General features: G+C 73.4%; 27 protein-coding genes and 1 pseudogene. 20 read left to right on the top strand and 8 right to left on the bottom strand.

Annotated features, from left to right (window positions below; translation table 11 throughout):
• The first annotated feature begins 83 nt into the window (after nt 1-83).
• Genes hisD through hisF form a run of 8 tightly spaced genes read left to right on the top strand, consistent with a single transcriptional unit; the run spans nt 84 to nt 5,788 of the window.
• Entirely contained in the window at nt 84-1,406 is a 1,323-nt protein-coding gene (gene hisD, locus IF88_RS0103960; RefSeq protein WP_030707282.1) for a histidinol dehydrogenase, read from the top strand.
• A complete protein-coding gene (locus tag IF88_RS0103955; protein ID WP_107050462.1) occupies nt 1,385-2,509 on the top strand; it encodes a histidinol-phosphate transaminase in 1,125 nt (374 codons plus the stop codon). Before hisD ends, IF88_RS0103955 begins: the two co-directional genes overlap by 22 nt.
• On the top strand, nt 2,506-3,099 hold the full coding sequence (gene hisB, locus IF88_RS0103950; RefSeq protein WP_030707279.1) for an imidazoleglycerol-phosphate dehydratase HisB: 594 nt from the start codon (nt 2,506-2,508) through the stop codon (nt 3,097-3,099). Before IF88_RS0103955 ends, hisB begins: the two co-directional genes overlap by 4 nt.
• Nucleotides 3,100-3,101: 2 nt before the next feature.
• Nucleotides 3,102-3,269 (top strand): hypothetical protein, encoded by a 168-nt coding sequence (locus IF88_RS47165; protein WP_030707277.1) that lies wholly within the window; start codon nt 3,102-3,104, stop codon nt 3,267-3,269.
• A complete protein-coding gene (hisH, locus tag IF88_RS0103940) occupies nt 3,266-3,916 on the top strand; it encodes an imidazole glycerol phosphate synthase subunit HisH (RefSeq protein WP_030707275.1) in 651 nt (216 codons plus the stop codon). Before IF88_RS47165 ends, hisH begins: the two co-directional genes overlap by 4 nt.
• Before the next feature lie 5 nt (nt 3,917-3,921).
• Nucleotides 3,922-4,653 (top strand): bifunctional 1-(5-phosphoribosyl)-5-((5-phosphoribosylamino)methylideneamino)imidazole-4-carboxamide isomerase/phosphoribosylanthranilate isomerase PriA, encoded by a 732-nt coding sequence (priA, locus tag IF88_RS0103935; protein WP_420710901.1) that lies wholly within the window; start codon nt 3,922-3,924, stop codon nt 4,651-4,653.
• Nucleotides 4,650-5,036 (top strand): RidA family protein, encoded by a 387-nt coding sequence (locus IF88_RS0103930; protein ID WP_030707271.1) that lies wholly within the window; start codon nt 4,650-4,652, stop codon nt 5,034-5,036. The genes priA and IF88_RS0103930 overlap by 4 nt, the downstream gene beginning before the upstream one ends.
• Nucleotides 5,033-5,788 (top strand): imidazole glycerol phosphate synthase subunit HisF, encoded by a 756-nt coding sequence (hisF, locus tag IF88_RS0103925; protein WP_030707269.1) that lies wholly within the window; start codon nt 5,033-5,035, stop codon nt 5,786-5,788. The genes IF88_RS0103930 and hisF overlap by 4 nt, the downstream gene beginning before the upstream one ends.
• Nucleotides 5,789-5,926: 138 nt before the next feature.
• On the opposite strand, the gene IF88_RS0103920 is transcribed toward hisF, so the two are convergent.
• Nucleotides 5,927-6,559, bottom strand: a complete 633-nt coding sequence (locus IF88_RS0103920) for a TIGR03085 family metal-binding protein (protein WP_030707263.1) — start codon at nt 6,557-6,559, stop codon at nt 5,927-5,929.
• A 91-nt stretch (nt 6,560-6,650) separates the two neighbouring features.
• Here IF88_RS0103920 and hisI point away from each other — a divergent pair, with 91 nt between their 5' ends.
• The 11 genes and pseudogenes from hisI to lgt all read left to right on the top strand — a co-directional run bounded on the left by hisI (nt 6,651) and on the right by lgt (nt 15,884).
• Complete coding sequence (gene hisI / locus IF88_RS0103915) at nt 6,651-7,019, top strand: phosphoribosyl-AMP cyclohydrolase (RefSeq protein WP_030707261.1); 369 nt, start codon at nt 6,651-6,653, stop codon at nt 7,017-7,019.
• 16 nt (nt 7,020-7,035) lie between these two features.
• The gene (locus IF88_RS0103910; protein WP_030707259.1) at nt 7,036-8,541 is read left to right on the top strand and encodes an anthranilate synthase component I; all 1,506 of its coding nucleotides are present in this window, start codon (nt 7,036-7,038) and stop codon (nt 8,539-8,541) included.
• 14 nt (nt 8,542-8,555) lie between these two features.
• A complete protein-coding gene (locus IF88_RS0103905; RefSeq protein WP_030707256.1) occupies nt 8,556-9,239 on the top strand; it encodes a TIGR02234 family membrane protein in 684 nt (227 codons plus the stop codon).
• A gap of 111 nt (nt 9,240-9,350) precedes the next feature.
• Nucleotides 9,351-9,602, top strand: a complete 252-nt coding sequence (locus IF88_RS0103900) for an HGxxPAAW family protein (protein ID WP_030707254.1) — start codon at nt 9,351-9,353, stop codon at nt 9,600-9,602.
• 74 nt (nt 9,603-9,676) lie between these two features.
• On the top strand, nt 9,677-10,201 hold the full coding sequence (locus tag IF88_RS0103895; RefSeq protein WP_078892704.1) for a DUF2752 domain-containing protein: 525 nt from the start codon (nt 9,677-9,679) through the stop codon (nt 10,199-10,201).
• A 182-nt stretch (nt 10,202-10,383) separates the two neighbouring features.
• Nucleotides 10,384-11,193 carry an indole-3-glycerol phosphate synthase TrpC gene (trpC, locus tag IF88_RS0103890; protein WP_030707250.1) on the top strand — a complete coding sequence of 270 codons (810 nt, stop codon included), beginning with the start codon at nt 10,384-10,386 and terminating at the stop codon, nt 11,191-11,193.
• 9 nt (nt 11,194-11,202) lie between these two features.
• Entirely contained in the window at nt 11,203-11,427 is a 225-nt protein-coding gene (gene trpM, locus IF88_RS0103885; RefSeq protein ID WP_030707249.1) for a tryptophan biosynthesis modulator TrpM, read from the top strand.
• Nucleotides 11,428-11,634: 207 nt separating this feature from the next.
• Nucleotides 11,635-12,906 (top strand): tryptophan synthase subunit beta, encoded by a 1,272-nt coding sequence (gene trpB, locus IF88_RS0103880; RefSeq protein WP_030707248.1) that lies wholly within the window; start codon nt 11,635-11,637, stop codon nt 12,904-12,906.
• Nucleotides 12,903-13,730 (top strand): tryptophan synthase subunit alpha, encoded by an 828-nt coding sequence (trpA, locus tag IF88_RS0103875; RefSeq protein ID WP_030707247.1) that lies wholly within the window; start codon nt 12,903-12,905, stop codon nt 13,728-13,730. Before trpB ends, trpA begins: the two co-directional genes overlap by 4 nt.
• A 111-nt stretch (nt 13,731-13,841) precedes the next feature.
• Nucleotides 13,842-14,633: pseudogene (locus IF88_RS0103870) on the top strand (DsbA family protein); the annotation flags it as partial.
• Nucleotides 14,634-14,909: 276 nt separating this feature from the next.
• Nucleotides 14,910-15,884 carry a prolipoprotein diacylglyceryl transferase gene (gene lgt, locus IF88_RS0103865; protein WP_030707244.1) on the top strand — a complete coding sequence of 325 codons (975 nt, stop codon included), beginning with the start codon at nt 14,910-14,912 and terminating at the stop codon, nt 15,882-15,884.
• 219 nt (nt 15,885-16,103) lie between these two features.
• On the opposite strand, the gene IF88_RS0103860 is transcribed toward lgt, so the two are convergent.
• The 7 genes from IF88_RS0103860 to IF88_RS0103830 form a co-directional block, all read right to left on the bottom strand.
• A complete protein-coding gene (locus IF88_RS0103860) occupies nt 16,104-16,919 on the bottom strand; it encodes an HpcH/HpaI aldolase/citrate lyase family protein (RefSeq protein ID WP_030707242.1) in 816 nt (271 codons plus the stop codon).
• Complete coding sequence (locus IF88_RS0103855; RefSeq protein WP_051836411.1) at nt 16,916-18,142, bottom strand: CaiB/BaiF CoA transferase family protein; 1,227 nt, start codon at nt 18,140-18,142, stop codon at nt 16,916-16,918. The genes IF88_RS0103860 and IF88_RS0103855 overlap by 4 nt, the downstream gene beginning before the upstream one ends.
• Entirely contained in the window at nt 18,139-19,140 is a 1,002-nt protein-coding gene (gene rbsK, locus IF88_RS0103850) for a ribokinase (protein WP_078892702.1), read from the bottom strand. Before rbsK ends, IF88_RS0103855 begins: the two co-directional genes overlap by 4 nt.
• Nucleotides 19,137-20,696, bottom strand: coding sequence for an ADP-ribosylglycohydrolase family protein (locus tag IF88_RS0103845; RefSeq protein WP_078892714.1), 1,560 nt, complete (start codon nt 20,694-20,696; stop codon nt 19,137-19,139). The genes rbsK and IF88_RS0103845 overlap by 4 nt, the downstream gene beginning before the upstream one ends.
• Nucleotides 20,697-20,770: 74 nt before the next feature.
• Nucleotides 20,771-21,916 carry an ADP-ribosylglycohydrolase family protein gene (locus IF88_RS0103840; RefSeq protein ID WP_030707234.1) on the bottom strand — a complete coding sequence of 382 codons (1,146 nt, stop codon included), beginning with the start codon at nt 21,914-21,916 and terminating at the stop codon, nt 20,771-20,773.
• Nucleotides 21,913-23,454, bottom strand: coding sequence for an ADP-ribosylglycohydrolase family protein (locus tag IF88_RS0103835; protein WP_234323434.1), 1,542 nt, complete (start codon nt 23,452-23,454; stop codon nt 21,913-21,915). The genes IF88_RS0103840 and IF88_RS0103835 overlap by 4 nt, the downstream gene beginning before the upstream one ends.
• Nucleotides 23,455-23,552: 98 nt before the next feature.
• Nucleotides 23,553-24,539, bottom strand: coding sequence for an ADP-ribosylglycohydrolase family protein (locus tag IF88_RS0103830; RefSeq protein WP_234323433.1), 987 nt, complete (start codon nt 24,537-24,539; stop codon nt 23,553-23,555).
• Between the two features lie 259 nt (nt 24,540-24,798).
• Here IF88_RS0103830 and IF88_RS0103825 point away from each other — a divergent pair, with 259 nt between their 5' ends.
• Nucleotides 24,799-25,530: a VIT1/CCC1 transporter family protein gene (locus tag IF88_RS0103825; protein WP_030707223.1), complete on the top strand. Its 732-nt coding sequence runs from the start codon at nt 24,799-24,801 to the stop codon at nt 25,528-25,530.
• The last annotated feature ends 66 nt before the right edge of the window (nt 25,531-25,596 follow it).

Below are 25,596 nucleotides of genomic sequence, written 5' to 3'. Positions count from 1 at the left end.
TCGGGCGCCTGTGACATCCGGGACGTGTATCAGCCAGTGATACGGGCGAACGGTGGCACGAGGCGGTCTGAGAGAATTGGGAGGTGATCTCTCGTATCGACCTGCGCGGTGACGCCCTCCCCGAGGGTGGCGCCCTGCGCGATCTGCTGCCCCGTGCCGAGTTCGACGTAGAAGCCGCCCTGGAGAAGGTGCGGCCCATCTGCGAGGACGTCCATCATCGCGGCACGGCGGCGCTGATCGAGTACGCGCAGAAGTTCGACGGGGTCGAGCTCTCGCAGGTCCGGGTGCCCGCGGAGGCCGTCAAGGCCGCCCTGGAGCAGCTGGACCCGGCCGTCCGCGCCGCCCTGGAGGAGTCGATCCGGCGCGCCCGGATCGTGCACCGCAACCAGCGCCGCACCGAGCACACCACCCAGGTGGTCCCCGGCGGAACGGTGACCGAGAAGTGGGTTCCGGTGGAGCGCGTGGGCCTGTACGCCCCGGGCGGCCGCTCGGTGTACCCCTCCTCCGTCGTCATGAACGTCGTACCGGCCCAGGAGGCGGGCGTCGAGTCGATCGCGCTCGCGTCCCCGCCGCAGAGGGAGTTCGGCGGCCTGCCGCACCCGACGATCCTCGCCGCGTGCGCGCTGCTGGGCGTCGACGAGGTGTACGCGGCCGGCGGCGCCGTCGCCGTCGCGATGTTCGCGTACGGCACCGAGGACTGCCTCCCGGTCAACATGGTGACCGGCCCCGGCAACATCTGGGTCGCCGCCGCCAAGCGCTACTTCACCGGGAAGATCGGCATCGACACCGAGGCCGGCCCGACCGAGATCGCGGTCCTCGCGGACTCCACGGCCGACCCGGTGCACGTCGCCGCCGACCTGATCAGCCAGGCCGAGCACGACCCGCTGGCCGCCGCCGTCCTCGTCACCGACTCCGCCGAGCTCGCGGACGCGGTCGAGCGGGAGCTGGAGCCGCAGGTCGCCGCGACCAAGCACGTCGAGGACCGGATCAAGCCCGCACTCGCCGGCAAGCAGTCCGCGATCGTGCTGGTCGACAGCCTGGAGGACGGCCTCAAGGTCGTCGACGCGTACGGCGCCGAGCACCTGGAGATCCAGACCGCCGACGCCGCCGCCTGGGCCGCCCGCGTCCGCAACGCCGGCGCGATCTTCGTCGGCCCGTGGTCCCCGGTCTCGCTCGGCGACTACTGCGCCGGGTCGAACCACGTGCTGCCCACCGGCGGCTGCGCCTGCCACTCCTCCGGCCTGTCCGTGCAGTCCTTCCTGCGCGGCATCCACATCGTCGACTACACGCGGGACGCCCTCGCCGACGTCACCCACCACGTGGTGACCCTCGCGGAGGCCGAGGACCTGCCGGCGCACGGCGCCGCCCTCAAGGCCCGCTTCGGATGGAAGGTTCCCCCCGCGTGACCGGCATTGACGACCTCCCCATCCGGGACGAGCTGCGCGGCAAGACCCCGTACGGCGCCCCCCAGCTGGACGTGCCCGTCCAGCTGAACACCAACGAGAACCCGTACGAGCTCCCCGCCGAGCTCGTCGCGCGGATCGCCGAGCGGGTGGCCGAGGCCGCCCGCACCCTCAACCGCTACCCGGACCGGGACGCGGTCGAGCTGCGCACCGAGCTGGCCGCCTACCTCACCCGTACCGGCAAGCACCCGGTCGCCAAGGAGAACGTCTGGGCCGCCAACGGCTCCAACGAGGTCCTCCAGCAGCTGCTGCAGACCTTCGGCGGACCCGGCCGCACCGCCCTCGGCTTCGAGCCCTCGTACTCGATGCACGCACTGATCTCCCGCGGCACCGGCACCGGGTGGATCTCCGGCCCGCGCCGGGAGGACTTCACCATCGACGTGGCGGCGGCGGAGCAGGCGATCGCCGAGCACACCCCCGACGTCGTCTTCATCACCTCGCCGAACAACCCCACGGGTACCGCGGTCGAGGCGGAGACGGTCCTGGCCCTCTACGAGGCCGCCCAGGCCGCCAAGCCCTCCCTCGTGATCGTGGACGAGGCGTACGTGGAATTCAGCCACCGCGCCTCGCTGCTGCCCCTCATCGAGGGCCGCCCGAACCTGGTGATCTCCCGGACCATGTCCAAGGCCTTCGGCGCCGCCGGTCTGCGCCTGGGCTACCTGGCCGCGCACCCCGCCGTCGTCGACGCCGTCCAGCTGGTGCGCCTGCCGTACCACCTGTCGGCCGTCACCCAGGCCACCGCGCTGGCCGCCCTGGAGCACACCGACACCCTGCTGGGCTACGTCGAGCAGCTCAAGGCCGAACGGGACCGGCTGGTCGTCGAACTGCGGGCCATCGGCTACGAGGTCACCGACTCCGACGCGAACTTCATCCAGTTCGGCAAGTTCGACGACTCCCACACCGCATGGCAGAAGATCCTCGACCAGGGTGTCCTGGTCCGTGACAACGGAGTACCGGGGTGGCTGCGCGTCACCGCCGGCACCCCGGCAGAGAACGACGCGTTCCTGGAAGCGGTTCGCGCACTGAAGAAGGAGCAGCACGCATGAGCCGCATCGGACGGGTCGAACGGACCACCAAGGAGACCTCGGTCCTCGTCGAGATAAACCTCGACGGCACCGGCAAGGTCGACGTCTCGACCGGCGTGGGCTTCTACGACCACATGCTCGACCAGCTCGGCCGCCACGGCCTCTTCGACCTCACGGTCAAGACGGACGGCGACCTGCACATCGACAGCCACCACACCATCGAGGACACCGCCCTCGCGCTCGGCGCCGCCTTCAAGCAGGCCCTCGGCGACAAGGTCGGCATCTACCGCTTCGGCAACTGCACCGTGCCGCTCGACGAGTCCCTCGCCCAGGTGACCGTCGACCTGTCCGGCCGCCCCTACCTCGTGCACACCGAGCCCGAGAACATGGCGCCGATGATCGGCGAGTACGACACCACGATGACCCGGCACATCCTGGAGTCCTTCGTCGCACAGGCCCAGATCGCCCTGCACGTCCACGTCCCGTACGGGCGCAACGCCCACCACATCGTGGAGTGCCAGTTCAAGGCCCTCGCCCGGGCCCTGCGCTACGCCGCCGAGTTCGACCCGCGCGCGGCCGGCATCCTGCCCTCCACGAAGGGCGCCCTCTAGCCGTGAACGGCCTCAACACCATCCTGATCGTCCTCGGCCTGTTCCTGGCCGGCGGCGTCTACTCCTTCCACAAGCAGAAGATGCCGATGTCGGTCATCGTCCTGCTCGCCATCGGCTCCGCGATGTGCCTCGCCGCCGGAGTCCTGCGGATCCAAGGAATCTGGGAATGAGCACAGCACGCCCCACCAAGAAGGTCGTCGTCTTCGACTACGGCTTCGGCAACGTCCGCTCCGCCGAGCGCGCCCTCGCCCGCGTCGGCGCCGACGTCGAGATCACCCGTGACTACGACAAGGCCATGGACGCCGACGGACTCCTCGTCCCCGGCGTCGGCGCCTTCTCCGCCTGCATGAAGGGCCTGCGCGGGGCCCGCGGCGACTGGATCATCGGCCGCCGGCTCTCCGGCGGCCGCCCGGTCATGGGCATCTGCGTCGGCATGCAGATCCTCTTCGAACGCGGCATCGAGCACGGCGTGGAGACCGAGGGCCTGGACGAGTGGCCCGGCACGGTCGGCCCGCTCAAGGCCCCGATCGTCCCCCACATGGGCTGGAACACCGTCGAGGCCCCGGCCGACACCCAGGCCTTCGCCGGCCTGGACGCCGACGCCCGCTTCTACTTCGTGCACTCCTACGCGGCGCGCGAGTGGAGCCTGGAGACCACCAACCCGCTCATCCGCGCCCCCAAGGTCACCTGGGCCACCCACGGCGAACGCTTCGTCGCGGCGGTGGAGAACGGGGCCCTGTGGGCCACCCAGTTCCACCCCGAGAAGTCCGGCGACGCCGGCGCCCAGCTCCTCACCAACTGGATCGAGACCCTGTGATGACCGTGTCCTCAGCGAAGCTGGAACTCCTCCCCGCGGTCGACGTCCGCGACGGTCAGGCCGTCCGCCTCGTGCACGGGGTATCCGGCAGCGAGACCTCCTACGGCTCCCCGCTGGAGGCCGCCCTCGCCTGGCAGCGCTCCGGCGCCGAATGGCTGCACCTGGTCGACCTCGACGCGGCCTTCGGCACCGGTGACAACCGCGCCCTGGTCGCCGAGATCACCGGCGCCATGGACATCAAGGTCGAGCTCTCCGGCGGCATCCGCGACGACGCCTCGCTCGCCGCGGCCCTCGCCACCGGCTGCACCCGCGTCAACCTCGGCACCGCCGCCCTGGAGACCCCCGAGTGGGCCGCCAAGGCCATCGCCGAGCACGGCGACAAGATCGCGGTCGGCCTCGACGTGCGCGGCACCACCCTCAAGGGCCGCGGCTGGACCAGCGAGGGCGGCGACCTGTACAAGACCCTCGCGCGCCTGGACTCCGAGGGCTGCGCCCGCTACGTCGTCACCGACATCGGCAAGGACGGCACGCTCACCGGCCCCAACCTGGAGCTGCTGAAGAACGTCTGCGCCGCCACCGACCGGCCCGTCGTCGCCTCCGGCGGCATCTCCTCCCTCGACGACCTGCGGGCCCTGGCCGAGCTGGTGCCGCTGGGCGTCGAAGGCGCGATCGTCGGCAAGGCCCTGTACGCCAAGGCCTTCACCCTGGAAGAAGCCCTGAAGGTGGTCTCCGCATGAGCTCCGCAGAAGTACGCCGCATCTCCTCCGGTGGCCCCTACGAGGACGTCATCGCGTACTCCCGCGCCGTGCAGCTGCCGAACGGGCTCGTGCTCGTCTCCGGCTGCACCGCGGCCGACGCGGGCGGTCCGTACGACCAGACCGTCGCGGCCTTCGGCGTCGCCTTCAAGGCCCTCGCCCAGGCCGGGCTCGGCCCCGAGGACGTCGTCCGCACCCGCATGTACCTGACGCACGCCCGCGACGTGGACGAGGTGGGCCGCGCGCACAAGGAACTCTTCGACGCGGTCCGCCCGGCCGCGACCATGCTCATCGTCTCCGGCTTCGTCGACTCCTCGATGGTCGTCGAGGTGGAGGTCGAGGCGTACGGGGCGGTGGCCGGATGAGCCTCGCCGTACGCGTGATCCCCTGCCTGGACGTGGACAACGGCCGGGTCGTCAAGGGCGTCAACTTCCAGAACCTGCGCGACGCCGGTGACCCGGTGGAGATGGCCAAGCTGTACGACGCCGAAGGCGCCGACGAGCTGACCTTCCTCGACATCACCGCCTCCTCAGGCAACCGCGAGACCACGTACGACGTGGTGCGCAGGACCGCCGAGCAGGTCTTCATCCCGCTCACCGTCGGCGGCGGCGTCCGCAGGGCGGACGACGTGGACAAGCTGCTGCGGGCCGGCGCGGACAAGGTCGGCGTCAACACCGCCGCCATCGCCCGCCCCGAGCTGATCCAGGAGATCGCGGAGCGCTTCGGCCGTCAGGTCCTCGTGCTGTCGGTCGACGCCCGCCGGACCGATTCGGGCTCCTTCGAGGTCACCACGCACGGCGGCCGCCGGGGCACCGGCATCGACGCCGTCGAGTGGGCCCACCGGGCGGCCGAGCTGGGCGCCGGGGAGATCCTGCTGAACTCCATGGACGCGGACGGGACGAAGGACGGCTACGACACGGAGATGATCGCGGCCGTACGCAAGCACGTGACCGTGCCGGTGATCGCGTCGGGCGGTGCGGGGGCGCTCGCGCACTTCGCGCCGGCGATCGAGGCGGGTGCGGATGCCGTGCTGGCGGCGTCGGTGTTCCACTTCGGCGACCTGCGGATCTCCGAGGTCAAGGCCGCGCTGCGGGACGCAGGGCACCCCGTCCGCTAGGCCGCTGCGCGGAGCCCGGGCCCTGCCGGGACCCGCGCCTCAGACTCCCCCAGCCACCGCTGGGAGGTGCCCGCCGGCGGGGCTGGATTTTCCAGCCCCGCCGGAGTTGAGGCGATCTTTCAGCCCGGGCCCGCAGGGTCAGATGCCCAGCTTCGCCACCGTCAACTTCGCCACGGCTTCCTTCTCCCCGTCCAGGGAGACGTCGGCCGCGTCCTGACGGCCGAAGCAGAACAGGGTCAGTTCGCCCGGCTCGCCCGTGACCGTCACCACCGGCGCACCCTTGTGCGCCACCGCCGTCTGGCCGTTCGGGCGGCGCAGGACCAAGCCCACCGGGGAGCGGCGGCCCGTCAGGCGGGCCATCCTCTCCAGGCGGGACCACAGCGAGTCCGAGAACACCGGGTCCAGTTCCCGCGGGGACCAGTCCGGCTGCGCCCGGCGGACGTCCTCCGCGTGGACGAAGAACTCCACCGCGTTCGCCGCCTCGTCGATCTGCTTCAGCGCGTACACCGACATCCGCGGCGGGCCGGTGCGGATCAGCTGGATCAGTTCCTCGTACGGCTTGGCTGCGTACTCCTCCATGGCCTTGTCCAGGCGGGCCTTCAGCACGTTCAGCAGGATCCCGCCCGCCGCGTCCGGCCGCCGCTCCCGGACGACGACGTGCGCGGCCAGCTCCCGGCAGGTCCAGCCGTCGCACCGCGTGGGGGCCTCCGGTCCGGCCGCCTCCAACAGGTCCGCCAGCAACAGACGTTCACGCTTCGCATGGGTAGACATGCAGGCCAGCCTACGGCCGGAACCCGTCGTGTGCCCGCCCATCAGGCGGACGCGGATCATTGCCCCCTTCCCGGCCCGGCACAATGGCCGTATGAGTACGTCCCCCCGCCCCGGCTCCCTCGATCCCGCCATCGCCGCCCGGCTCAAGCGCTCCGCCGACGGACTGGTCCCGGCCATCGCCCAGCAGTACGACACCGGTGAGGTGCTCATGCTGGGCTGGATGGACGACGAGGCCCTGCACCGCACCCTGACCACCGGCCGCTGCACCTACTGGTCCCGCAGCCGCCGGGAGTACTGGGTGAAGGGGGACACCTCCGGCCACTTCCAGCACGTGAAGTCCGTCGCCCTCGACTGCGACGCCGACACCGTGCTCGTCAAGGTCGACCAGGTCGGAGCCGCCTGTCACACCGGGGCCCGGACCTGCTTCGACGACGATGTCCTCCTCCGCGCAGCCGACTAGGTAGGGTCCCCACGCAATGGATCTCGAGACGTTCCGCAAGCTCGCGGCCGACCGCCGCGTCATCCCCGTGAGCCGCAAGCTGCTGGCCGACGGAGACACCCCGGTGGGGCTCTACCGCAAGCTGGCCGCCGAACGCCCCGGCACCTTCCTGCTGGAGTCCGCCGAGAACGGCCGCTCCTGGTCCCGGTACTCCTTCATCGGCGTACGCAGCGACGCGACCCTGACCGCCCGGGACGGCCGCGCGCACTGGATCGGCACCCCGCCCGTCGGCGTACCCACCGACGGCGACCCCCTGGACGCCCTGCGCGCCACCGTCGAGGCCCTCCACACCCCGCGCGACCTCGCGGAGGCCATGCCGCCCTTCACCGGCGGCATGGTCGGCTACCTCGGCTACGACATCGTGCGCCGGCTGGAGCGGATCGGCGAGCACACGGCCGACGACCTCGAACTGCCCGAGCTGACCATGCTGCTCACCTCCGACCTGGCGGTCCTGGACCACTGGGACGGCACCGTCCAGCTCATCGCCAACGCCATCAACCACAACGACCTCGACACGGGCGTGGACGAGGCCCACGCCGACGCCGTGGCCCGGCTCGACGCCATGGAGGCCGACCTCGCCCGGCCCGCCCCGTACACCCCGGCCCCGCTGCCCGCCTCCGAGCTGCCGAGTTTTGAAGACGGCACAGTCTCCGCCCTGTGGGGCGGCGAGAAGTACCAGGCGGCCGTCGAGGACATCAAGGAGCGGATCCGGGCCGGCGAGGCCTTCCAGGTGGTGCCCTCGCAGCGGTTCGAGACCGACTGCCGGGCCTCCGCGCTGGACGTCTACCGCGTGCTCCGGGCCACCAACCCGTCGCCCTACATGTACCTCTTCCGCTTCGAGAACGGCTTCGACGTCGTCGGCTCCAGCCCCGAGGCGCTCGTCAAGGTCGAGGACGGGCGGGCCATGGTCCACCCCATCGCCGGCACCCGCCACCGGGGCGCGACCCCGCAGGAGGACCACGAGCTCGCCGAGGAGCTGCTGGCCGACCCCAAGGAGCGCGCCGAGCACCTGATGCTCGTCGACCTGGGCCGCAACGACCTCGGCCGGGTCTGCGAGCCCGGCTCCGTCGAGGTCGTCGACTTCATGAGCGTCGAGCGGTACTCGCACGTCATGCACATCGTCTCGACGGTCACGGGCCGCGTCGCCGAGGGCAAGAGCGCCTTCGACGTGCTCACCGCCTGCTTCCCGGCCGGCACCCTCTCCGGCGCGCCCAAGCCGCGCGCCATGCAGATCATCGAGGAGCTGGAGCCCTCCCGCCGCGGTCTCTACGGCGGCTGCGTGGGCTACCTGGACTTCGCCGGGGACTCCGACACGGCCATCGCCATCCGCACCGCGCTGCTGCGCGACGGCACGGCGTACGTGCAGGCCGGCGCCGGTGTCGTCGCCGACTCGGTGCCCGAGCTGGAGGACAAGGAGTGCCGCAACAAGGCGGCCGCGGTGCTGCGCGCGGTGGCAGCGGCGAACCGCCTCCACGGCTCCTGAGGGCGTAGGGGATAGTGGGGTACGTGAGTGCCGTACCCCCGCCCCGAAACGATGCCGCGTCCGAGCCGTCCGAACCCGAGGCTCCCGACAGCCGCAGCGCCCGCCGCAGCGTGGCCGCCGCGCTGCTGCTGGGCGCCCTCGGCGCCACCGTCGTCCTGCTCGCCTCGGGCCGGACCTGGGCCCGGGGCACCACCGCCATCGGCGGTGACTCGCTCCAGCTGACCGCCGACGGCAGGGCCGTCACCGGGCTCCCGGCCGCCCTGGCCATCGTGGGCCTGGCCGCGCTGGTCGCCGTCTTCGCCGTACGCGGCAGGAGCCGCCTGCTGGTGTCGGGCCTGCTGGCCCTCAGCGGCCTGGGCGCGGCGCTGTCCGCGCTCTTCGGCTCGGACGGCCGTCGCGCCCTGGACGCGGAGGCCGCCCGTACGACCGCGGACAGCGCCGCACACGCGGCCGCGCTGACCCAGACGACGTGGCCGTACGTCACGGCCGCCGGCGCGGTCCTGATCCTGGCCGCCGGACTGCTGGCGCTGCGCTTCGGCCGGGGCTGGCCCTCGATGGGAGGCCGCTACGAGCGTGACGGCAGCCCCCGTAGGCGGACTGTCGCGGCGGTGGATCCGGACCGGCCGGAAGATCTGTGGAAGGCTCTGGACCGCGGCGAGGACCCGACCACCGACCCGGGCGCCGACCGGTCCCACTGACCCGACCCCCCTGGACGGCGAAGCCGCCCGGTGCGGGACAATGGTCGCCGAGCGTTCGACACAGACCGCACGTTCGACACAGCAGCGCGACAGAGCAACGAGGAGCAACTCATGGCGGGCACTAGCCACGGACACACCCCGGCCGCCTGGACCGGTGTCATCATCGCCTTCATCGGTTTCTGCATCTCCGGCGCCTTCATGGTGATCGCGAACCCGCTCGGCTTCTGGGCCGGTCTCGTCGTCGTCGTGCTCGGCGGTGTCGTCGGCATGGCGATGAAGGCCGCGGGCATGGGCGCGCCGAAGGCCACCCACAAGGACCTCGCCGAGGTCATCGCCGCCAGCAAGGTCCCTGCCAACGTCTGAGCGCGACCGACGGGGTGCGCGACGAGACGCAGCTCAGCCGAAAGGCGTGGCCCCGCCGGGCTGCGCCTTTTGTCATGACCGGAGAGAATCAGCTGGTGGACGCCTCTCGCACCCCCGATGTCCTGCCGCCGGGCACGCCCCCGGCGGACTCGGCGCACCAGGTGCCCCCTGCGCCTCCCGCACCTCCCGCGCCCCCGCGGTCCCGGGCCCGCAGGCTCGCCGTCCCCGCGTCCTACCTGGCCGGCGCCGTCGCCGCCTTCGCCTACGTGGGGACCGTGGACCCCAACGAGCCGGGCCACTATCCGGTCTGCCCGCTGTTCCGGCTGACCGGAATCCTGTGCCCGGGCTGCGGCGGACTGCGCAGCGCGCACGCGTTCGCCCACGGCGATCTGGTCACGGCTCTCGGCGCGAACGCCCTCGCCGTCACCGGTTACTTCCTCTTCGCGGGGTTCATGATCCTGTGGCTGGTCCGCGCCTTCCGCGGCGGCCCCGTCCCCAGGATCGTCATGCGGGCGCCGTACTGGTGGGGGCTCGGTGCGCTGGCCCTGGTCTTCGTCGTCGTCCGAAATCTTTCTTTCGGCTCGATGCTGGCCCCCTGAGCGCCCCGAGCCCTTTGAGCAGGCCATATGAAGGCCGGGTTCCGGATGTCCAGGTACTGGGACGCCGTCAACCACGTGCGGAGGGCCAGGCCTCCTGCGGATACCATTTGAATTGCTGACCTTGCAGTTGTACGTGTCTGCAAGGCGGCCGACCGTCATCGACCCGGAAGGGGGCCGCTCGCGTGAGTGTGCTCGACGAGATCATCGAAGGGGTCCGCGAAGACCTTGCCGAACGGCAGGCCCGCGTGAGCCTCGACGAGCTCAAGGAGCGTGCCGCCAAGGCGCCCCAGGCCAAGGACGGCGTCGCTGCCCTGCGCGGCGACAGCGTCAAGGTGATCTGCGAGGTCAAGCGCTCCAGCCCCTCCAAGGGCGCGCTGGCCGCGATCGCGGATCCGGCCGGGCTCGCCGCCGACTACGAGGCGGGCGGTGCGGCGGTCATCTCCGTCCTCACCGAGCAGCGTCGTTTCGGCGGCTCGCTGGCCGACCTGGAGGCCGTCCGCGCCCGCGTGGACATCCCGATCCTGCGCAAGGACTTCATCGTCACGGCGTACCAGCTCTGGGAGGCCCGTGCCTACGGCGCCGACCTCGTGCTGCTGATCGTCGCGGCCCTGGAACAGGAGGCCCTCGTCTCCCTCATCGAGCGGGCCGAGTCCATCGGTCTCACCCCGCTCGTCGAGGTCCACGACGAGGAGGAAGTGGAGCGCGCGGTCGCCGCCGGTGCCAAGATCATCGGCGTCAACGCCCGCAACCTCAAGGACCTCAAGGTCGACCGCTCCACCTTCGAGCGCGTCGTCGGAGAGATCCCGGCCCACATCGTCAAGGTCGCCGAATCCGGCATCCGCGGGCCGCACGACCTGATCGCCTACGCCAACGAGGGCGCCGACGCCGTCCTCGTCGGGGAGTCCCTGGTGACCGGCCGCGACCCGAAGGCGGCCGTGGCCGACCTCGTCGCCGCCGGCGCCCACCCCGCCCTGCGCCACGGGCGGAGCTGACCCGTCCCCATGACCCGCATCCCGCCCTCCGTCCGTACGCAGTCCGCGCCGCCGGCAGCTCGCCGCGGCCCGGTCCGCGTACCGACGGCGCACGCGCCCCTGGCGCGCGGCTGCCGCCCCCGCGGCTGCCGCGCCCCGGCCCGGCGCGTGCACGGGCGGCGGGTGCGGTACGTGATCGGCTCCGAGCCCGGTCAGGTCAACGGCATGCGATGGCGCCGCGGAGGCGCGCTGTAACGAGGGCCGCCGTGGCCCGGTACGCGAGACGTACCGCGCCGCGCCCAGCTCCCGTACGGCCTGCCGTCCGAGCCGACCGGCACCGGACGCGGGCCGTTCCGCACCGTACGCGCGACATCCCCCAGCGGGGTGTGCGCGGTACTTGCGGGCGGCGCCATACGGTGAATCCACCCCCGCCGCATCTCGCACCCGTAGGAGCACTGGCACATGTCCAGCGAGTTCTTCATTCCGGACCCGGAGGGTCACGTTCCCAACGCCGAGGGTTACTTCGGCGACTTCGGCGGCAAGTTCATCCCGGAGGCGCTCGTCGCCGCCGTGGACGAGGTCGCCGTCGAGTACGAGAAGGCCAAGGGCGACCCGGCCTTCGCGGCCGAGCTCAACGACCTGATGGTCAACTACACGGGCCGCCCCAGCGCCCTCACCGAGGTGCCCCGCTTCGCCGAGCACGCCGGCGGCGCGCGGATCTTCCTCAAGCGCGAGGACCTGAACCACACCGGCTCGCACAAGATCAACAACGTGCTGGGCCAGGCGCTGCTCACCAAGCGCATGGGCAAGACGCGGGTCATCGCCGAGACCGGCGCCGGCCAGCACGGCGTGGCCACGGCCACCGCCTGCGCGCTCTTCGGCCTCGAGTGCGTGATCTACATGGGCGAGATCGACACCCGGCGCCAGGCGCTGAACGTCGCCCGCATGCGCATGCTGGGCGCCGAGGTCATCGCCGTGAAGTCCGGTTCCCGGACGCTGAAGGACGCGATCAACGAGGCGTTCCGCGACTGGGTCGCCAACGTGGACCGAACCCACTACCTCTTCGGTACGGTCGCCGGCCCCCACCCCTTCCCGGCCATGGTCCGCGACTTCCACCGGGTCATCGGCGTCGAGGCCCGCCGCCAGATCCTGGAGCGCGCCGGCCGGCTGCCCGACGCCGTCGCGGCCTGCGTCGGCGGCGGCTCGAACGCCATCGGCCTCTTCCACGCCTTCATCCCGGACGCGGGCGTCCGCCTGGTCGGCTTCGAGCCCGCCGGGCACGGCGTGGAGTCCGGCGAGCACGCGGCCACGCTGACCGCCGGCGAGCCCGGGATCCTGCACGGCTCCCGCTCGTACGTCCTCCAGGACGAGGAGGGCCAGATCACCGAGCCGTACTCCATCTCGGCCGGCCTGGACTACCCGGGCATCGGCCCGGAGCACTCCTACCTCAAGGACTCCGGCCGCGGCGAGTACCGCGCGGTCACCGACGACGCCGCGATGCAGGCCCTGCGGCTGCTGTCGCGCACCGAGGGGATCATCCCGGCGATCGAATCCGCGCACGCCCTCGCCGGCGCCCTGGACCTGGGCAAGGAGCTGGGCAAGGACGGCCTGATCGTCGTCAACCTCTCCGGCCGCGGCGACAAGGACATGGACACGGCCGCCCGCTACTTCAACCTGTACGACACCGACGGTGAAGTCGCCGACAACGAGTTCTCCGAGGGGGACGACAAGTGAGCTCCACGCACGGACGCGGCAACATCGAGCTGCTGAGCGCCACCCTCGCCAAGGCGAAGTCCGAGGACCGCGCCGCCCTCGTCGCCTACCTCCCCGCGGGCTTCCCGACCGTCGACGGCGGCATCGAGGCGGTCAAGGCCGTCATCGCCGGCGGTGCGGACGTCGTCGAGATCGGCCTGCCCCACAGCGACCCGGTCCTCGACGGACCGGTCATCCAGACCGCCGACGACATCGCCCTGCGCGGCGGAGTCAAGATCGCCGACGTGATCCGTACGGTCCGCGAGGCCCACGAGGCCACCGGGGCCCCGGTCCTCGTGATGACGTACTGGAACCCCATCGACCGCTACGGCGTCGAGCGGTTCACGGCCGAGCTCGCGGCGGCGGGCGGCGCCGGCTGCATCCTGCCGGACCTGCCGGTGCAGGAGTCCGCGCTGTGGCGCGAGCACGCCGAGAAGCACGGTCTGGCGACCGTCTTCGTCGTCGCTCCCAGCAGCAAGGACGAGCGGCTGGCCACCATCACGGCGGCCGGCTCCGGTTTCGTCTACGCCGCCTCGCTGATGGGCGTCACGGGCACCCGCGAGTCCGTCGGCAACCAGGCCGCGGACCTGGTGCGCCGCACCCGCGCCACCAGCGACCTCCCGGTCTGCGTCGGCCTCGGCGTCTCCAACGCCGCCCAGGCCAAGGAGGTCGCGGGCTTCGCCGACGGGGTGATCGTCGGCTCGGCCTTCGTGAAGCTCCTGCTGGACGCCCCGGACCTGCCCGCCGGGCTGGACGCCGTACGGGCGCTCGCGGGCGAGCTCGCGGAAGGCGTACGCAGGAGCTGACGGCGCGCGTTCGATCGAAAGCGCGGACCTGTGATCGGGTTCTGTAGCCCGATCGGGTGGAAACGGGAGCAGGGGGGCACGCGAGTGCCTCCCTGCTTCGTTTGGCCGAACGTGAGCGAGAAGAGCGACGGTGGCAACCGCGATGCGACGAAACGATCGGCCCGGGAGCGACTCCAGGAGGAGCGCCAGCGGCAGAAGACCCGGGACAAGCGCCGGCGAACCCTCATCGTGGCGTCGGCGGTGGTCGGCGTCCTCGGCCTGGCGACCGTCGTCGGCGTGATCGCGGCCAACACCGGCAAGAGCGGCAGCTCCAAGGCGGGCCCGGTGGTCGCCCCCTCCGGGGCCACGGGCAAGGACGCCCTCGCCATCCAGACGGGCAAGCCCGAGGCGAAGTCCGCCCTCACCGTGTGGGAGGACTTCCGCTGCCCCGCCTGCAAGTCCTTCGAGGACAACTACCGCGACACGATCCACGAGCTGGAGGCCAAGGGCCTGCTCAAGGTCGACTACCACCTGGTCACGCTCATCGACGGGAACATGGGCGGCAGCGGTTCGCTGAAGGGGGCGAACGCCGCGGCCTGCGCGCAGGACGCGGGCAAGTTCACCGAGTACCACGACGTCCTCTTCCAGAACCAGCCGCAGGAGGTCGACGACGCCTACGGCAAGAACGCCAAGCTGCTGGAACTGGCGGGCAAGGTCAACGGACTGGACACCCCCGAGTTCCGCTCCTGCGTCGAGAACGGCACCCACAACAGCTGGGTGGGCAAGTCGCACGAGGCGTTCACCGCCGGGAAGTTCCGGGGCACGCCCACCGTGCTGCTGGACGGCAAGAACATCTTCGCCGACGAGGCCAACCCGGTGACCCCGCAGAAGCTGAAGGAGCGGGTGGAGGCCGCGGCCAAGGGCTCCGGCGGAACCGGCGCGGAAACCGGTGCCGGGAAGGCCTCGCCCTCGACCGGATCCGGGACGAAGTCCGGGGCGAAGGCCTCCCCGTCGGCCACGAAGACGGCGGGCAACGGTTCCGCGAACCGCTCGTCGACCAGTTCCTCCACCAGCTCCTCGAACGGCTCCTCGGGGGACTGACGGAGCACCGGTTACCAGCCGGTCCATGTCTGGATTTGGTTTCGTCTTGCCGGGCGGGTTGCCGTCCGCACCGCCCGGCAGGGTAGCGTCATGTCTGCCATGGACATTGCTTACATCCCCAGTCCGTCGACCGGCGTGATCCATCTCGGACCGATCCCGCTCCGCGGCTACGCGTTCTGCATCATCATCGGCGTCTTCGTCGCCGTCTGGCTCGGCAACCGTCGCTGGATCGCGCGCGGCGGCAAGCCGGGCACGGTCGCGGACATCGCCGTGTGGGCGGTGCCCTTCGGCCTCGTCGGCGGTCGCCTCTACCACGTGATCACCGACTACCAGCTGTACTTCGGCGAAGGCCGTGACTGGGTCGACGCCTTCAAGATCTGGGAGGGCGGCCTCGGTATCTGGGGCGCGATCGCGCTGGGCGCGGTGGGCGCCTGGATCGGCTGCCGGCTGCGCGGGATCCCGCTGCCGGCCTGGGCGGACGCCCTGGCCCCCGGCATCGCGCTGGCCCAGGCCTGCGGCCGCTGGGGCAACTGGTTCAACCAGGAGCTGTACGGCAGGGCCACCGACCTGCCGTGGGCGCTGGAGATCAGCGCGGGCCCGAACCGGGACGCCGGCACCTACCACCCGACCTTCCTGTACGAGTCGCTGTGGTGCATCGGCGTCGCGCTGCTGGTCATCTGGGCCGACCGCCGCTTCACGCTCGGCCACGGACGGGCCTTCGCCCTGTACGTCGCCGCGTACTGCGTGGGCCGCGGCTGGATCGAGTACATGCGGGTCGACGAGGCGCACCACATCCTGGGCGTGCGGCTGAACGTCTGGACCTCGATCGTCGTCTTCGTCCTGGCCGTGGTCTACCTGGTGTTGTCGGCGAAGCTGCGGCCGGGCCGGGAAACGGTGGTCGAACCGGTCACCTCGGGCGCTGAGGGCGACGACGCGGAAGCCCCCGCCAAGGCCGCCGACGGACCGAAGGCCCCGGTCCTGACGAAGGACACCGAGGCCGAGACCAAGGACGAAGCCAAGGCCGAGGCGCAGGCCAAGGCGGAGGCCAAGGCCCCGGAACCGGGCAAGCTCTGACCGAATCGGTCCCGAAGGGGGGTCCCGCGCACACCGCGGCACCCCCCTTCGCGCTGCACCGTCCACTCCAGCCGATCCCATCCAGCCCGGCCGCATCATCGGGCCCCGCCGGCGTTTGAGGCGCGGGGTTCGGGGCGGAGCCCCGAGACGCGGCGCCGCGCGCGGACTCGGCGGGACCCTCGCGGGGCGCGGCAGAGCCCGGGAGACGGCGGGCAGCGATCAGCGGGCGGCCATGCGCGCGGCGAGCGCAAGGGTGCGGTGCGCCCCCGCCACCACCGCCGGGTCGACGAAGCGCCCGTCCCGCAGCGCCAGCGCCCCCGGTGTGGCCCGCGCCGCGCTCAGGACCTCCACGGCCGCGTTGACCTCCTCCGGCGCCGGGAGATAGGCCCGCTCGATCACCGGCAGCTGGCGCGGGTGGATCGCCGCCCGGCCGAAGAAGCCGAGGGACCGGCCGCGGGCACAGGAGTCGGCCAGCGCCTCCAGGTCCCGGATGTCCGGGAACACCGACTGGGCCGGCGGCGCCAGCCCCGCCGCACGGGCGGCCACCACCACCCGCGACCGGCACCAGTCCAGGCCCGCCTCCGCGCTCACGGCGAGATCGGCCCGCAGGTCCGCCTCGCCGAGGGAGAGCCCGCGCAGGGCGGGGTGCGCGCGGGCGATCTCGTACGCGCGCTCCACGCCCAGCGCCGACTCCAGCAGCGCGTGGAGGCTGACCCCGCCGGTGCGGTCGGCGACGGCGCCGATCTGCTCCGGGGCACTGATCTTGGGCAGCCGCAGCCCCGCGAGCCCGCGCAGCCCGGCGAGCGCGTTGAGGTCGGCGCCGCCCCAGGGCGAGTCCAGGGCGTTGACGCGGACGTGCACCGGGACCGCGGGCCGCTCGCCGAGCAGTTCGGCGGTCGCGGCGCGGGCGTACTCCTTGCGGGAGGCCGGTACCGCGTCCTCCAGGTCGACGATCACGGCGTCCGCCCCGCAGCCGAGGGCCTTGGCGACCACCTCGGGGCGGTCGCCGGGCGCGTACAGCCAGGTCAGGATCACAGGGCCCCCTCGGTCCGCAGCGCGGAGATCTCGGCCCGGGTCAGCCCGAGCTCGGTCAGGACCTCGTCGGTGTCCGCGCCGTGCGGGCGGCCGGCCCAGCGGATCCCGCCGGGGGTCTCGGACAGCCGGAAGAGGATGTTCTGCATCCGCAGCGGGCCCAGCTCCGGGTCCTCGATCTCGGTGACCGTGTCGAGGGCCGCGAACTGGGGGTCGGCCATCACGTCCCGGATGTCGTACACCAGGGCCACGGCCGCCTCGGCGTCCTCGAAGGCGGCGACGACCTCCTCGGCCTTGTGCCGGACGATCCAGCCGCCGACCGCGTCGTCCAGGACGTCCGCGTGCCGGGCCCGCCCCGCGCCCGTCGCGAACCAGGGCTCCGCGATCAGCTCCGGCCGGCCGACCAGCCGTACGACCCGCTCGGCGACGGACTGGGCGGAGGTGGACACCGCCAGCCAGCGGCCGTCGGCACTGCGGTAGGTGTTGCGGGGGGCGTTGTTCGCGGAGCGGTTGCCGGTGCGGGGCTGGACGTAGCCGAGCTGGTCGTACCAGAGCGGGTGCGGGCCGAGCACCGTGAGGATCGGCTCGATGATGGCCAGGTCCACGACCTGGCCGTGCCCGGTGCGGTCGCGCCCGGCCAGGGCCGTCATCACCGCGTACGCGGTGGTCAGCGCCGCGATCGAGTCGGCGAGCCCGAAGGGGGGCAGGGTCGGCGGTCCGTCCTGTTCCCCGGTGATCGCGGCGAAACCGCTCATGGCCTCGGCCAGGGTGCCGAAACCCGGGCGGTGGGCGTACGGGCCTTGCTGGCCGAAGGCCGTCACGCGGGCCAGGACGAGGCGCGGGTTGGCGACGGACAGCTCGGACCAGCCGAGGCCCCACTTCTCCAGCGTGCCGGGGCGGAAGTTCTCGATGACCACGTCGGCGGTGGCGGCCAGGCGCAGCAGGGTGTCCCGGCCGCCCGGGGTGGACAGGTCGAGGGTCATCGTCCGCTTGTTCCGGCCGAGCAGCTTCCACCACAGGCCGATGCCGTCCTTGGCGGGGCCGTGGCCGCGGGAGGGGTCGGGGATGCCGGGGTGCTCGACCTTGACCACCTCGGCGCCGAAGTCGCCGAGCAGGGTGGCGGCGAGCGGCCCGGCGAAGAGGGTGGCCAGGTCGAGCACGCGCAACCCCTCCAGCGGCCCTGGCCCCTGCCGGGCCCCGGCCGGGGTCTGCCGGCCGGGGCTCATGCGCCGGCCCCGGGGTTGTTCCCGGGTGTGCGGTCCGTGCGGGCGGGGCCCGCGTCGCCGGATCCCGGGAGCGGGGCCCGGGCACCCTCCTGCATCCGCCCGGCCAGGGCACCGGCGGCGGTGTCGGTTTCGGGGCGGGACGGCATCGAGTCCTGGGCGCCGGCGCGCTGGACGGACAGCGCGGCCGCCGCCGAGGCCCAGCGCAGCGCCTCGGGCATCGGCCGGCCCTCGCCCAGGGCCACGGCGAGGGCGCCGACGAAGGTGTCCCCGGCGGCGGTGGTGTCCACGGCCCGGACCCGGGGCGCGGGGACGGAGAGGGGCTCCCGGCCGCGGGACGCGTACAGGACTCCGGCCGCGCCGAGGGTGATCACCACCTCGGGCACGTCGTGGAGCAGGGCCTCGGCGGCCTGGCCGGGGTCGGTGAGGCCGGTGAGGGCGGCCGCCTCGTGCTCGTTGGGCACCAGGAGGTCGGTGGCGGCGAGGAGTTCGGCGGGCAGCGGCTGGGCCGGGGCCGGGGTGAGGACCGTACGGACGCCGTGCGCGCGGGCGGCGAGGGCGCCGGCGAGGACGGCGGTGAGGGGGAGTTCGAGCTGGAGGAGGAGGGCGCCGGCGGCGGCGATCCGGGCCTCGTCCCCGGCCTCCAGGCCGGTGACGCGGGCGTTGGCCCCGGGGATGACGATGATGCTGTTGCCGCCCTCGTCGTCCACGGTGATGTGGGCGGTGCCGCTCGCGCCCTCGACGGTCCGCAGGCCCGCGGTGTCGATCCCGTCGGCGGTGAGCGCGGAGCGCAGCCGTACGCCGAACTCGTCCGTCCCGACCGCGCCGATCATCACCACCTCCCCGCCGGAGCGGGCTGCGGCGACGGCCTGGTTGGCGCCCTTGCCGCCGGGGACCGTGCGGAAGGACCGGCCGGTGACGGTCTCCCCGAGGCGGGGGGCCTTGGGGACGTAGGCGACGAGGTCCATGTTCGTACTGCCGAGCACGGCGATTGCCGTCATGAGCGTGCTGCCTCCTGTGCGGTGAGGTGGGCGAGGGTGTCGAAGCCGATGCCGTCGAAGCCGGGGACGGTGGTGGCGAGACGGTTCTTGAGGGGGGCTCTCCAGCGGTCCGGGAGGGCGCTCGGGGAGCCGGCGAGCAGTGCGGCGAGGGCGCCGGCGGTGGCCCCGTTGGAGTCGGTGTCCCAGCCGCCGGACACGGCGCGGCAGACGGAACGGGTGAAGTCCCCGTCGGCGTGGGTGAGGGCGGCGGCGATCAGGGCGGTGTTGGGGACGGCGTGCACCCAGTGGTAGTGCCCGTAGCGCGCGTGCAGCCGGTCGACGACGAGGTCGAAGTCCGGTTCGTCCGCGGCCGCCCGGATCCCGAGGCGGACGGCCTCGGCGAGGCGGGAGCGGGGCGGTACGACGGCCAGCCCGGCCCGGAGCGCGGTGTGGACGTCGGCCCGGCCGGTGGCGGCCTCGGCGGTGGCGGCCGCGACGAAGAGGGCGGCGTAGACGCCGTTGCCGGTGTGGGTCAGGGCGGCGTCCCGGTAGGCCTGGGCCGCGGCGGCGGCCGGGTCGCCCGGGTTGGTCCAGCCGTGGACGTCGGCGCGGATCAGGGCGCCGATCCATTCGCGGAAGGGGTTGTGGTGGGTGGCGGTGGCGGGCGGCTCCAGCCCGAGGAGGAGGTTGCGGTACGCGACGCGCTCGGCGGTGAAGGTCCGCCCGGCGGGCAGCGCGTCGAGCCAGAGGCGGGCGACGTCGGCGGTGGTGAAGCCCTTGCCGTGGCGCTGGAGGAGGACCAGGCCGAGCAGGGGGTAGTTGAGGTCGTCGTCCTCGGGCATGCCGTCGATGTTCTCGGCGAGCGAGGTGGGGGCGGAGCGGCGGTTCCAGGGGTACGCGGCCAGTACCTCCCGCGGTACGCCGCGTTCGCTGAACCAGTCGTTCAGCGGCCAGTTGCCGGTGGCGCGGGCCAGCGCCCGGATCCCCTCCAGGGGGAGCTTCTCGACGGGCTTGCCGAGCAGGCAGCCGACGGCCCGCCCCAACCAGGCGGCTTCCAGCCGGGTCCGCAGCGCCAGGTCCGGCTCCAGGTCCACGTCCTGCCCGGCCCGGGCGGGGTCCGGTCCTGCGGCCGGGGTTCCGGGGGAGGGGGCCGGGCCGTCCCCGCCGGGGGTCTGCGGCCGGCCGGACCGGGCGGCGTTCCGCTCTGCCGCCGAGGCGCCCGGGCCGCGTCCGCCGGGACCCCGGGCCTGTCCGGTGGCTTCCGGCCGGGGCCGTACGTCGTGCCCGGCCGGGGCGGGGTCCCGCTCTGTGTGCGGGGTGCCGGGGGGTGTGGGGGTGGGGCGGGGCCAGTCGGGGCAGGCGGCGACGATCGCCTGCCAGGGCTGGGGTTCGGCGGCGGACAGCGGGGACTTCTGCGCGGCGAGTTCGTCCAGCAGGCCGACCGCGAGGGCGCGGAGCTCCGGCGGGGCCGGGGTCGGGGAGGCGCCGGCGCGGTCCGGGGGCGGGCTGCCGCCCGCCGCCAGCCAGGCGCGCCGGGCCGGCTCCGGGTTCCGGCCGTCCTCGGCCGCCTGGCGCAGTTCGTGCCCGACGAGGTCCTCGGGCTGGGCCCACGTGAGCCGGACGGAGTCCGGGGCGCAGGCCGCGCGCGCCGTCACCGCGGGGCCGAGATCGTGGTGAAGGCCGACTCGTGGGTCCGGCGGCGGTCCCGGTCGAGCGCGAAGACCTCCCGGGCCACGGCGGCCATCGCCAGCGCCGGGGCGTGCAGGTCGAGGCGGCTGGCCTCGGCGACCTGCTTGGCCCAGACGGCCGGCACCACGGCCTCGCCGCCCAGGGCCCCGGCGATCGCCCCCGCCATGGTGGCGATGGAGTCGCAGTCGCGGCCGTAGTTGACCGCGCCGAGCACCGAGGCCTCGTACGCGCCGTCCGCGACCAGCAGCATGCCCAGCGCGATCGGGAGTTCCTCGATGGAGTGCAGCCGGGAGGGGCGGCGGGCGTCGAGCGAGGGGGCGCGGTAGTCCGGGCCGACCGAGTCGTACGGGGCCACCGCCGTCCGCAGCGGGGCCAGCGCCGACTCGAAGTCCCGGTGGCCGGAGGCCACTTCGCGGACGGCGGCGATCGCGGCGCGCGTGCCGTCCTTGGCCAGGGACAGGGCCGTGTCCACCACCGAGGCGGCCGTCGCGCCGGGCACGCACGCGGCCGCCACCGCCGCCGCGAACACGCCCGCCGCCTCCCGCCCGTACGAGGACTGGTGCGCGCCGGCGATGTCCAGCGCCTCCGCGTACGCGCCCGCCGGGTTGCCCGCGTTGGCGAGGCCCACCGGCGCCATGTACATCGCCGCCCCGCAGTTGACGATGTTCCCGCTGCCGGCCTCGCGGGGGTCGACGTGCGCGTAGTGCAGGCGGGTGACGATCCACTTCTCCGCGAGGAAGATCCGCTGCAACGGCAGTGCCTCGGCCTCCAGTTCGGGGATCCAGCGCGGGTTGTTCATGAGGTCGGGGACCAGGTGCTCGGCGATCGCGTGGGAGTCGAGGTGGTCGCGTACGGCCTCGTACACGCGGACCAGCGCGTGCGTCATCAACGTGTCGTCCGTGACGTGCCCGTCGCCCTTGTGGTACGGGGCGATGGGGCGGGCCGTGCGCCAGTTCTCGTGCCACGGGCCGACGATGCCGTGCACGCGGCCGCCGTGCCGTTCCACGATCTGGTCCGGGGTCCAGCCCTCCACCGGGCCGCCGAGCGCGTCACCGACGGCGGCTCCGACGAGAGCGCCACAGGCCCGGTCTTCCAACGTGAGCGTCATGTCCGAATCATCCCCTGAGGTGTGGGTGAGGTGAGTTCCGTGCGCGCGAGGAGCGCGGCGAGTTCCACGAGGTCGGTGCCGGCGAGGCGGGGGAGGGCGCAGCCGGACAGGGTGCGGCAGGCCTCGCGCCAGGCGGCGGGGATCGAATCGCCGCCGCCGAGCACGCCGGTGAGGGCGCCGGCGAGGGCGGGGGCGGAGTCCGCGACGCGGGACAGGCAGGCGGCCGCCGGGACGGCCTCGGTCACCCTGCCGCGGGCGGCGGTCGCGAGGGCGAGGGCCACGGGGACGGTCTCGGCGGCGGCGATCCCGTAGCTGTAGACGTGGTCCACGATCTCGTGTTCGAGGATGGGGACGATGGCGAAGGCGCCGCCGCCGTCGGTGCGGGTCCGGGCGAGGTTCACGGCGTGGCGGGCGTTGCGGCCGATCTCGGTGGCCTCGGGGAGCTGGGCGAGGGCGGCCTCCACGGCGGCGTCGACGTCCGCGGTGGTGAGGGCGGTGGCGATGGCGGCGGCCATGGCGCGGGCGCCGTGGACGCCGTCGCCGTCCTGGGTGTAGCGGGCGTCGAACTCGGCGAGGTCGGCGGCGGCCGCGGCGTCGCCCGGGTGGACGACGGCGAGCACGCAGGCACGGATGCAGGCGGCGTCGTCGAAGTAGTGCGGGTTGTCGTGGCCGGTGGCGGGCGGGCGCAGGCCGGTGGCGAGGTTGCCGAGGCCGGCGCGTACGGAGATCCGGGCGCGCAGGGGGAGGACGGCGGACTCGACCTCGGGCGCGCGTTCCGCTGCCGCGGCGACCTCGGAGGCCAGGGCGTTCCACGCGAGGTCGATCGCGGCGCGCATGCGGCGGGACCGGGAGAGGTCGCTGAGCAGTACGCCGGCGGCGGTGAGCACGGACTCGGCGACGAAGGCGGCCCACTCGGCGTCGTCGGACGGGCCGAGGCGCAGGGGTTCGGGGGGCTGGTTGAGGGCGATGGGGACGGGGAGGGTGGTGGTGGCGTTCTGCTCGGCGAAGGTGTCGAGCTCGCGGGTGAGACGGCGGGTCCACTCGGGCATCCGGCTGGCGCGGTGGCGGGCGGCGGGCCACCCGGCCGCGTCGCCTGCGGCGAGGCCGAGGAGGAGGCCCTCGATCCGCCGGGCCCCTGCGGGGGGCTCGGCGGGTGCGGGGGCCGGCTCGACGGTTCGTGGTGCCCCTGCGGGGGCTTGCTCGGCGGTCCGAGGTGCCCCTGCGAGGGCCGGCTCGACGGTCCGTGGTGCCCCTGCGAGGGCCGGCTCGACGGTCCGTGCCCCGGCGGGGGGCTTGGCGGGTGCGGGGGCCGGCTCGACGATCCTCGGGGCGCCCGCGGGGGGCTCGGTGGTCACGGGGGCCCGCTCGACGATCCGGTCGATGACCCGGACCCCGGCGATGCGGAGGCCTGGCCCTCCGCCGACCACCCCGAAGCCCACACCCCCGCCCCACCCGACCGTGACCGCAGCCCCGACCAGCGGTCCGCCTCCGCCCAGGGGCCCGGCCGTGGCTGCTGCTCCGGCCCCGGCGCCGGCCACGGTTGTGGCTACGGCTCCGGCCCCAGCCAGGGGCCCGGGCAGTGGTGCGCGAGGTCCTGGGCCCGTAGGGGCGGGAGGCGGGGTGGGGTCCGGGGGCGTCATCGGGGGGCCTCGTATTCGGGGGTGAGGAGGTCCGCGATGTCGACGACGTGGTAGCCCCGCATCGAGGGGAGGCAGCTGCCGCGGACCGGGCCGATGGCCGAGGACCAGGCGGCGGGGATCGCGGCGGCGCCCGACATCGCGCCGGAGAGGGCGCCCGCCACCGCCGCCGTGGTGTCGGCGTCGCGGCCCATGTTGACCGCGGTCAGGACCGAGGAGGGGAAGTCGCCCCGGCAGGCGGCGAAGGCGCCGAAGGCGAGGCCGACGGCCTCGGGTGCCAGGTCCGTCCACGGGTAGCCGCCGATGACCACCGCCGAGCGCACGGCCCGTTCCCCGCGCGGGGCGGCGGTGACCGCCCGGCGCAGGGAGCGGGCCGTCCAGGAGTCGGACGGGATCACGGACAGGGCCGCGGAGACGACGGACGCCGGGCTGCCGCCGGCCATGGCCGCCGCCACGCCCGCCGCCACCGCCTGCCCGCCGTAGATGCCCTCGCCGTCGTGGCTGACCGAGCCGTCGATGGCGACGAGCCGGGCCGCTTCGGCGGGCCGGCCCGCGGCGAAGACGCCGAACGGGGCCGCCCGCATGGCGAGACCGTCCGACCACGCGTGCCGGTGCTGGGCGGAGATGGGGGCCGCGAGCCCCCGGCGCAGGTTCTCCAGCGTGCCGCGCTCCGAGAAGCCCGCGCCCCGGAACGGGCCTTCGTCGAGGTCCGCGATCCAGTGGTGCCAGGCCCGCTCCACGTGGGAGACCGTGAGCGCCGAGCCGTGGCGGGCCAGCAGCAGCCCGGAGAAGATCGCGTACTCGGTGTCGTCCGTGCCCGCCGGGTCCTCCGACACGAAGCCCTCGATGCGGCCCCACTTCGCCCGGATCTCCGAAGGCTTCATGTTCTCCGCCGGGGCGCCCAGCGCGTCGCCCACCGCGAGCCCGAGAAGAGCGCCCCTGGCCCGTTCGAGGAGGACCTGCGGATTGCATGCAATCAGCTTCACCGGCTCCATGGCGCGCCTCTCCCACATTGGATGGGGCTCATCATGAGCCCTTGGGGGATTTGTGCCATGGCATGTGGTTTGTCGCTCGTCGCAAAACACCCCGCGAACCCTGTCGTCACCCGGTCGCCGACCCGCAAAACCGCAGGTAAGTACGGCCTTCCTTGCTGGCGGGCGGCAGAAATCGTGCGTAGTTTCGAGGTGTTCAGGGGAGCGGGGTGTCTCGCGGCACCCGTTGGCACAAATGGGGAGATATCTGAGCATGTCCATCATCGACATCGAAGCACCGCTGCACACCGCGCACCGGGACAACCACACCCACCGCGACGTCAACGGCGGATGGCTGCGGCCCGCCGTCTTCGGTGCCATGGACGGGCTCGTGTCCAACCTCGCCCTCATGACCGGCGTGGCCGGCGGCGCCGTCGCCCCGCAGACCGTCGTCATCACCGGACTGGCGGGCCTCGCGGCCGGCGCCTTCTCGATGGCGGCCGGCGAGTACACCTCCGTCGCCTCGCAGCGCGAACTGGTCCTCGCCGAACTGGACATAGAGCGGCAGCAGTTGCGCAAGCACCCGGTGGACGAGATGGAGGAGCTGGCCGAGCTCTACGTTTCCCGGGGCGTCGAGCCCGCGCTCGCCCGCCAGGTCGCCACGCAGCTGTCCCGCGACCCCGAGCAGGCGCTGGAGATCCACGCCCGCGAGGAGCTCGGGATCGACCCCGACGACCTGCCCTCGCCGATCGTCGCCGCGGTCTCGTCCTTCGGCTCCTTCGCGCTGGGCGCGCTGCTCCCCGTACTGCCGTACCTGCTCGGCGCCACGGCCCTGTGGCCCGCGGTGCTGCTCGCGCTGGTCGGGCTCTTCGCCTGCGGCGCCGTCGTCTCCAGGGTCACCGCCCGGTCCTGGTGGTACAGCGGTCTGCGCCAGCTCGTCCTGGGTGGCGCGGCCGCCGGTGTGACGTACATCCTGGGAACCTGGATCGGCGGAGCCATAGGCTGACCGGCCTCGGAGTGAGACACTATGCAGCGCACCACATAAGTACTCCGTTACTCGGCGGTTTCGATC

It is taken from the genome of Streptomyces sp. NRRL F-2580 (assembly GCF_000720115.1).
Lineage (GTDB): Bacteria > Actinomycetota > Actinomycetes > Streptomycetales > Streptomycetaceae > Streptomyces.
This window is presented reverse-complemented; position numbering and strand designations above follow the sequence as displayed.

What these genes read in the sequence shown, in the direction of transcription:
- trpM (WP_030707249.1), top strand. Translation starts at nt 11,203, where the DNA reads ATGACCCGCATCCCGCCCTCCGTCCGTACGCAGTCCGCGCCGCCGGCA.
- rbsK (WP_078892702.1), bottom strand. Translation starts at nt 19,140, where the DNA reads ATGACGGCAATCGCCGTGCTCGGCAGTACGAACATGGACCTCGTCGCC.
- IF88_RS0103910 (WP_030707259.1), top strand. Translation starts at nt 7,036, where the DNA reads ATGGATCTCGAGACGTTCCGCAAGCTCGCGGCCGACCGCCGCGTCATC.
- hisB (WP_030707279.1), top strand. Translation starts at nt 2,506, where the DNA reads ATGAGCCGCATCGGACGGGTCGAACGGACCACCAAGGAGACCTCGGTC.
- IF88_RS0103895 (WP_078892704.1), top strand. Translation starts at nt 9,677, where the DNA reads ATGACCGGAGAGAATCAGCTGGTGGACGCCTCTCGCACCCCCGATGTC.
- IF88_RS0103920 (WP_030707263.1), bottom strand. Translation starts at nt 6,559, where the DNA reads ATGTCTACCCATGCGAAGCGTGAACGTCTGTTGCTGGCGGACCTGTTG.
- IF88_RS0103840 (WP_030707234.1), bottom strand. Translation starts at nt 21,916, where the DNA reads ATGACGCTCACGTTGGAAGACCGGGCCTGTGGCGCTCTCGTCGGAGCC.
- IF88_RS0103855 (WP_051836411.1), bottom strand. Translation starts at nt 18,142, where the DNA reads ATGAGCCCCGGCCGGCAGACCCCGGCCGGGGCCCGGCAGGGGCCAGGG.
- hisH (WP_030707275.1), top strand. Translation starts at nt 3,266, where the DNA reads ATGAGCACAGCACGCCCCACCAAGAAGGTCGTCGTCTTCGACTACGGC.
- hisI (WP_030707261.1), top strand. Translation starts at nt 6,651, where the DNA reads ATGAGTACGTCCCCCCGCCCCGGCTCCCTCGATCCCGCCATCGCCGCC.
- IF88_RS0103900 (WP_030707254.1), top strand. Translation starts at nt 9,351, where the DNA reads ATGGCGGGCACTAGCCACGGACACACCCCGGCCGCCTGGACCGGTGTC.
- IF88_RS0103825 (WP_030707223.1), top strand. Translation starts at nt 24,799, where the DNA reads ATGTCCATCATCGACATCGAAGCACCGCTGCACACCGCGCACCGGGAC.
- lgt (WP_030707244.1), top strand. Translation starts at nt 14,910, where the DNA reads ATGGACATTGCTTACATCCCCAGTCCGTCGACCGGCGTGATCCATCTC.
- IF88_RS0103955 (WP_107050462.1), top strand. Translation starts at nt 1,385, where the DNA reads ATGGAAGGTTCCCCCCGCGTGACCGGCATTGACGACCTCCCCATCCGG.
- IF88_RS0103930 (WP_030707271.1), top strand. Translation starts at nt 4,650, where the DNA reads ATGAGCTCCGCAGAAGTACGCCGCATCTCCTCCGGTGGCCCCTACGAG.
- hisF (WP_030707269.1), top strand. Translation starts at nt 5,033, where the DNA reads ATGAGCCTCGCCGTACGCGTGATCCCCTGCCTGGACGTGGACAACGGC.
- trpB (WP_030707248.1), top strand. Translation starts at nt 11,635, where the DNA reads ATGTCCAGCGAGTTCTTCATTCCGGACCCGGAGGGTCACGTTCCCAAC.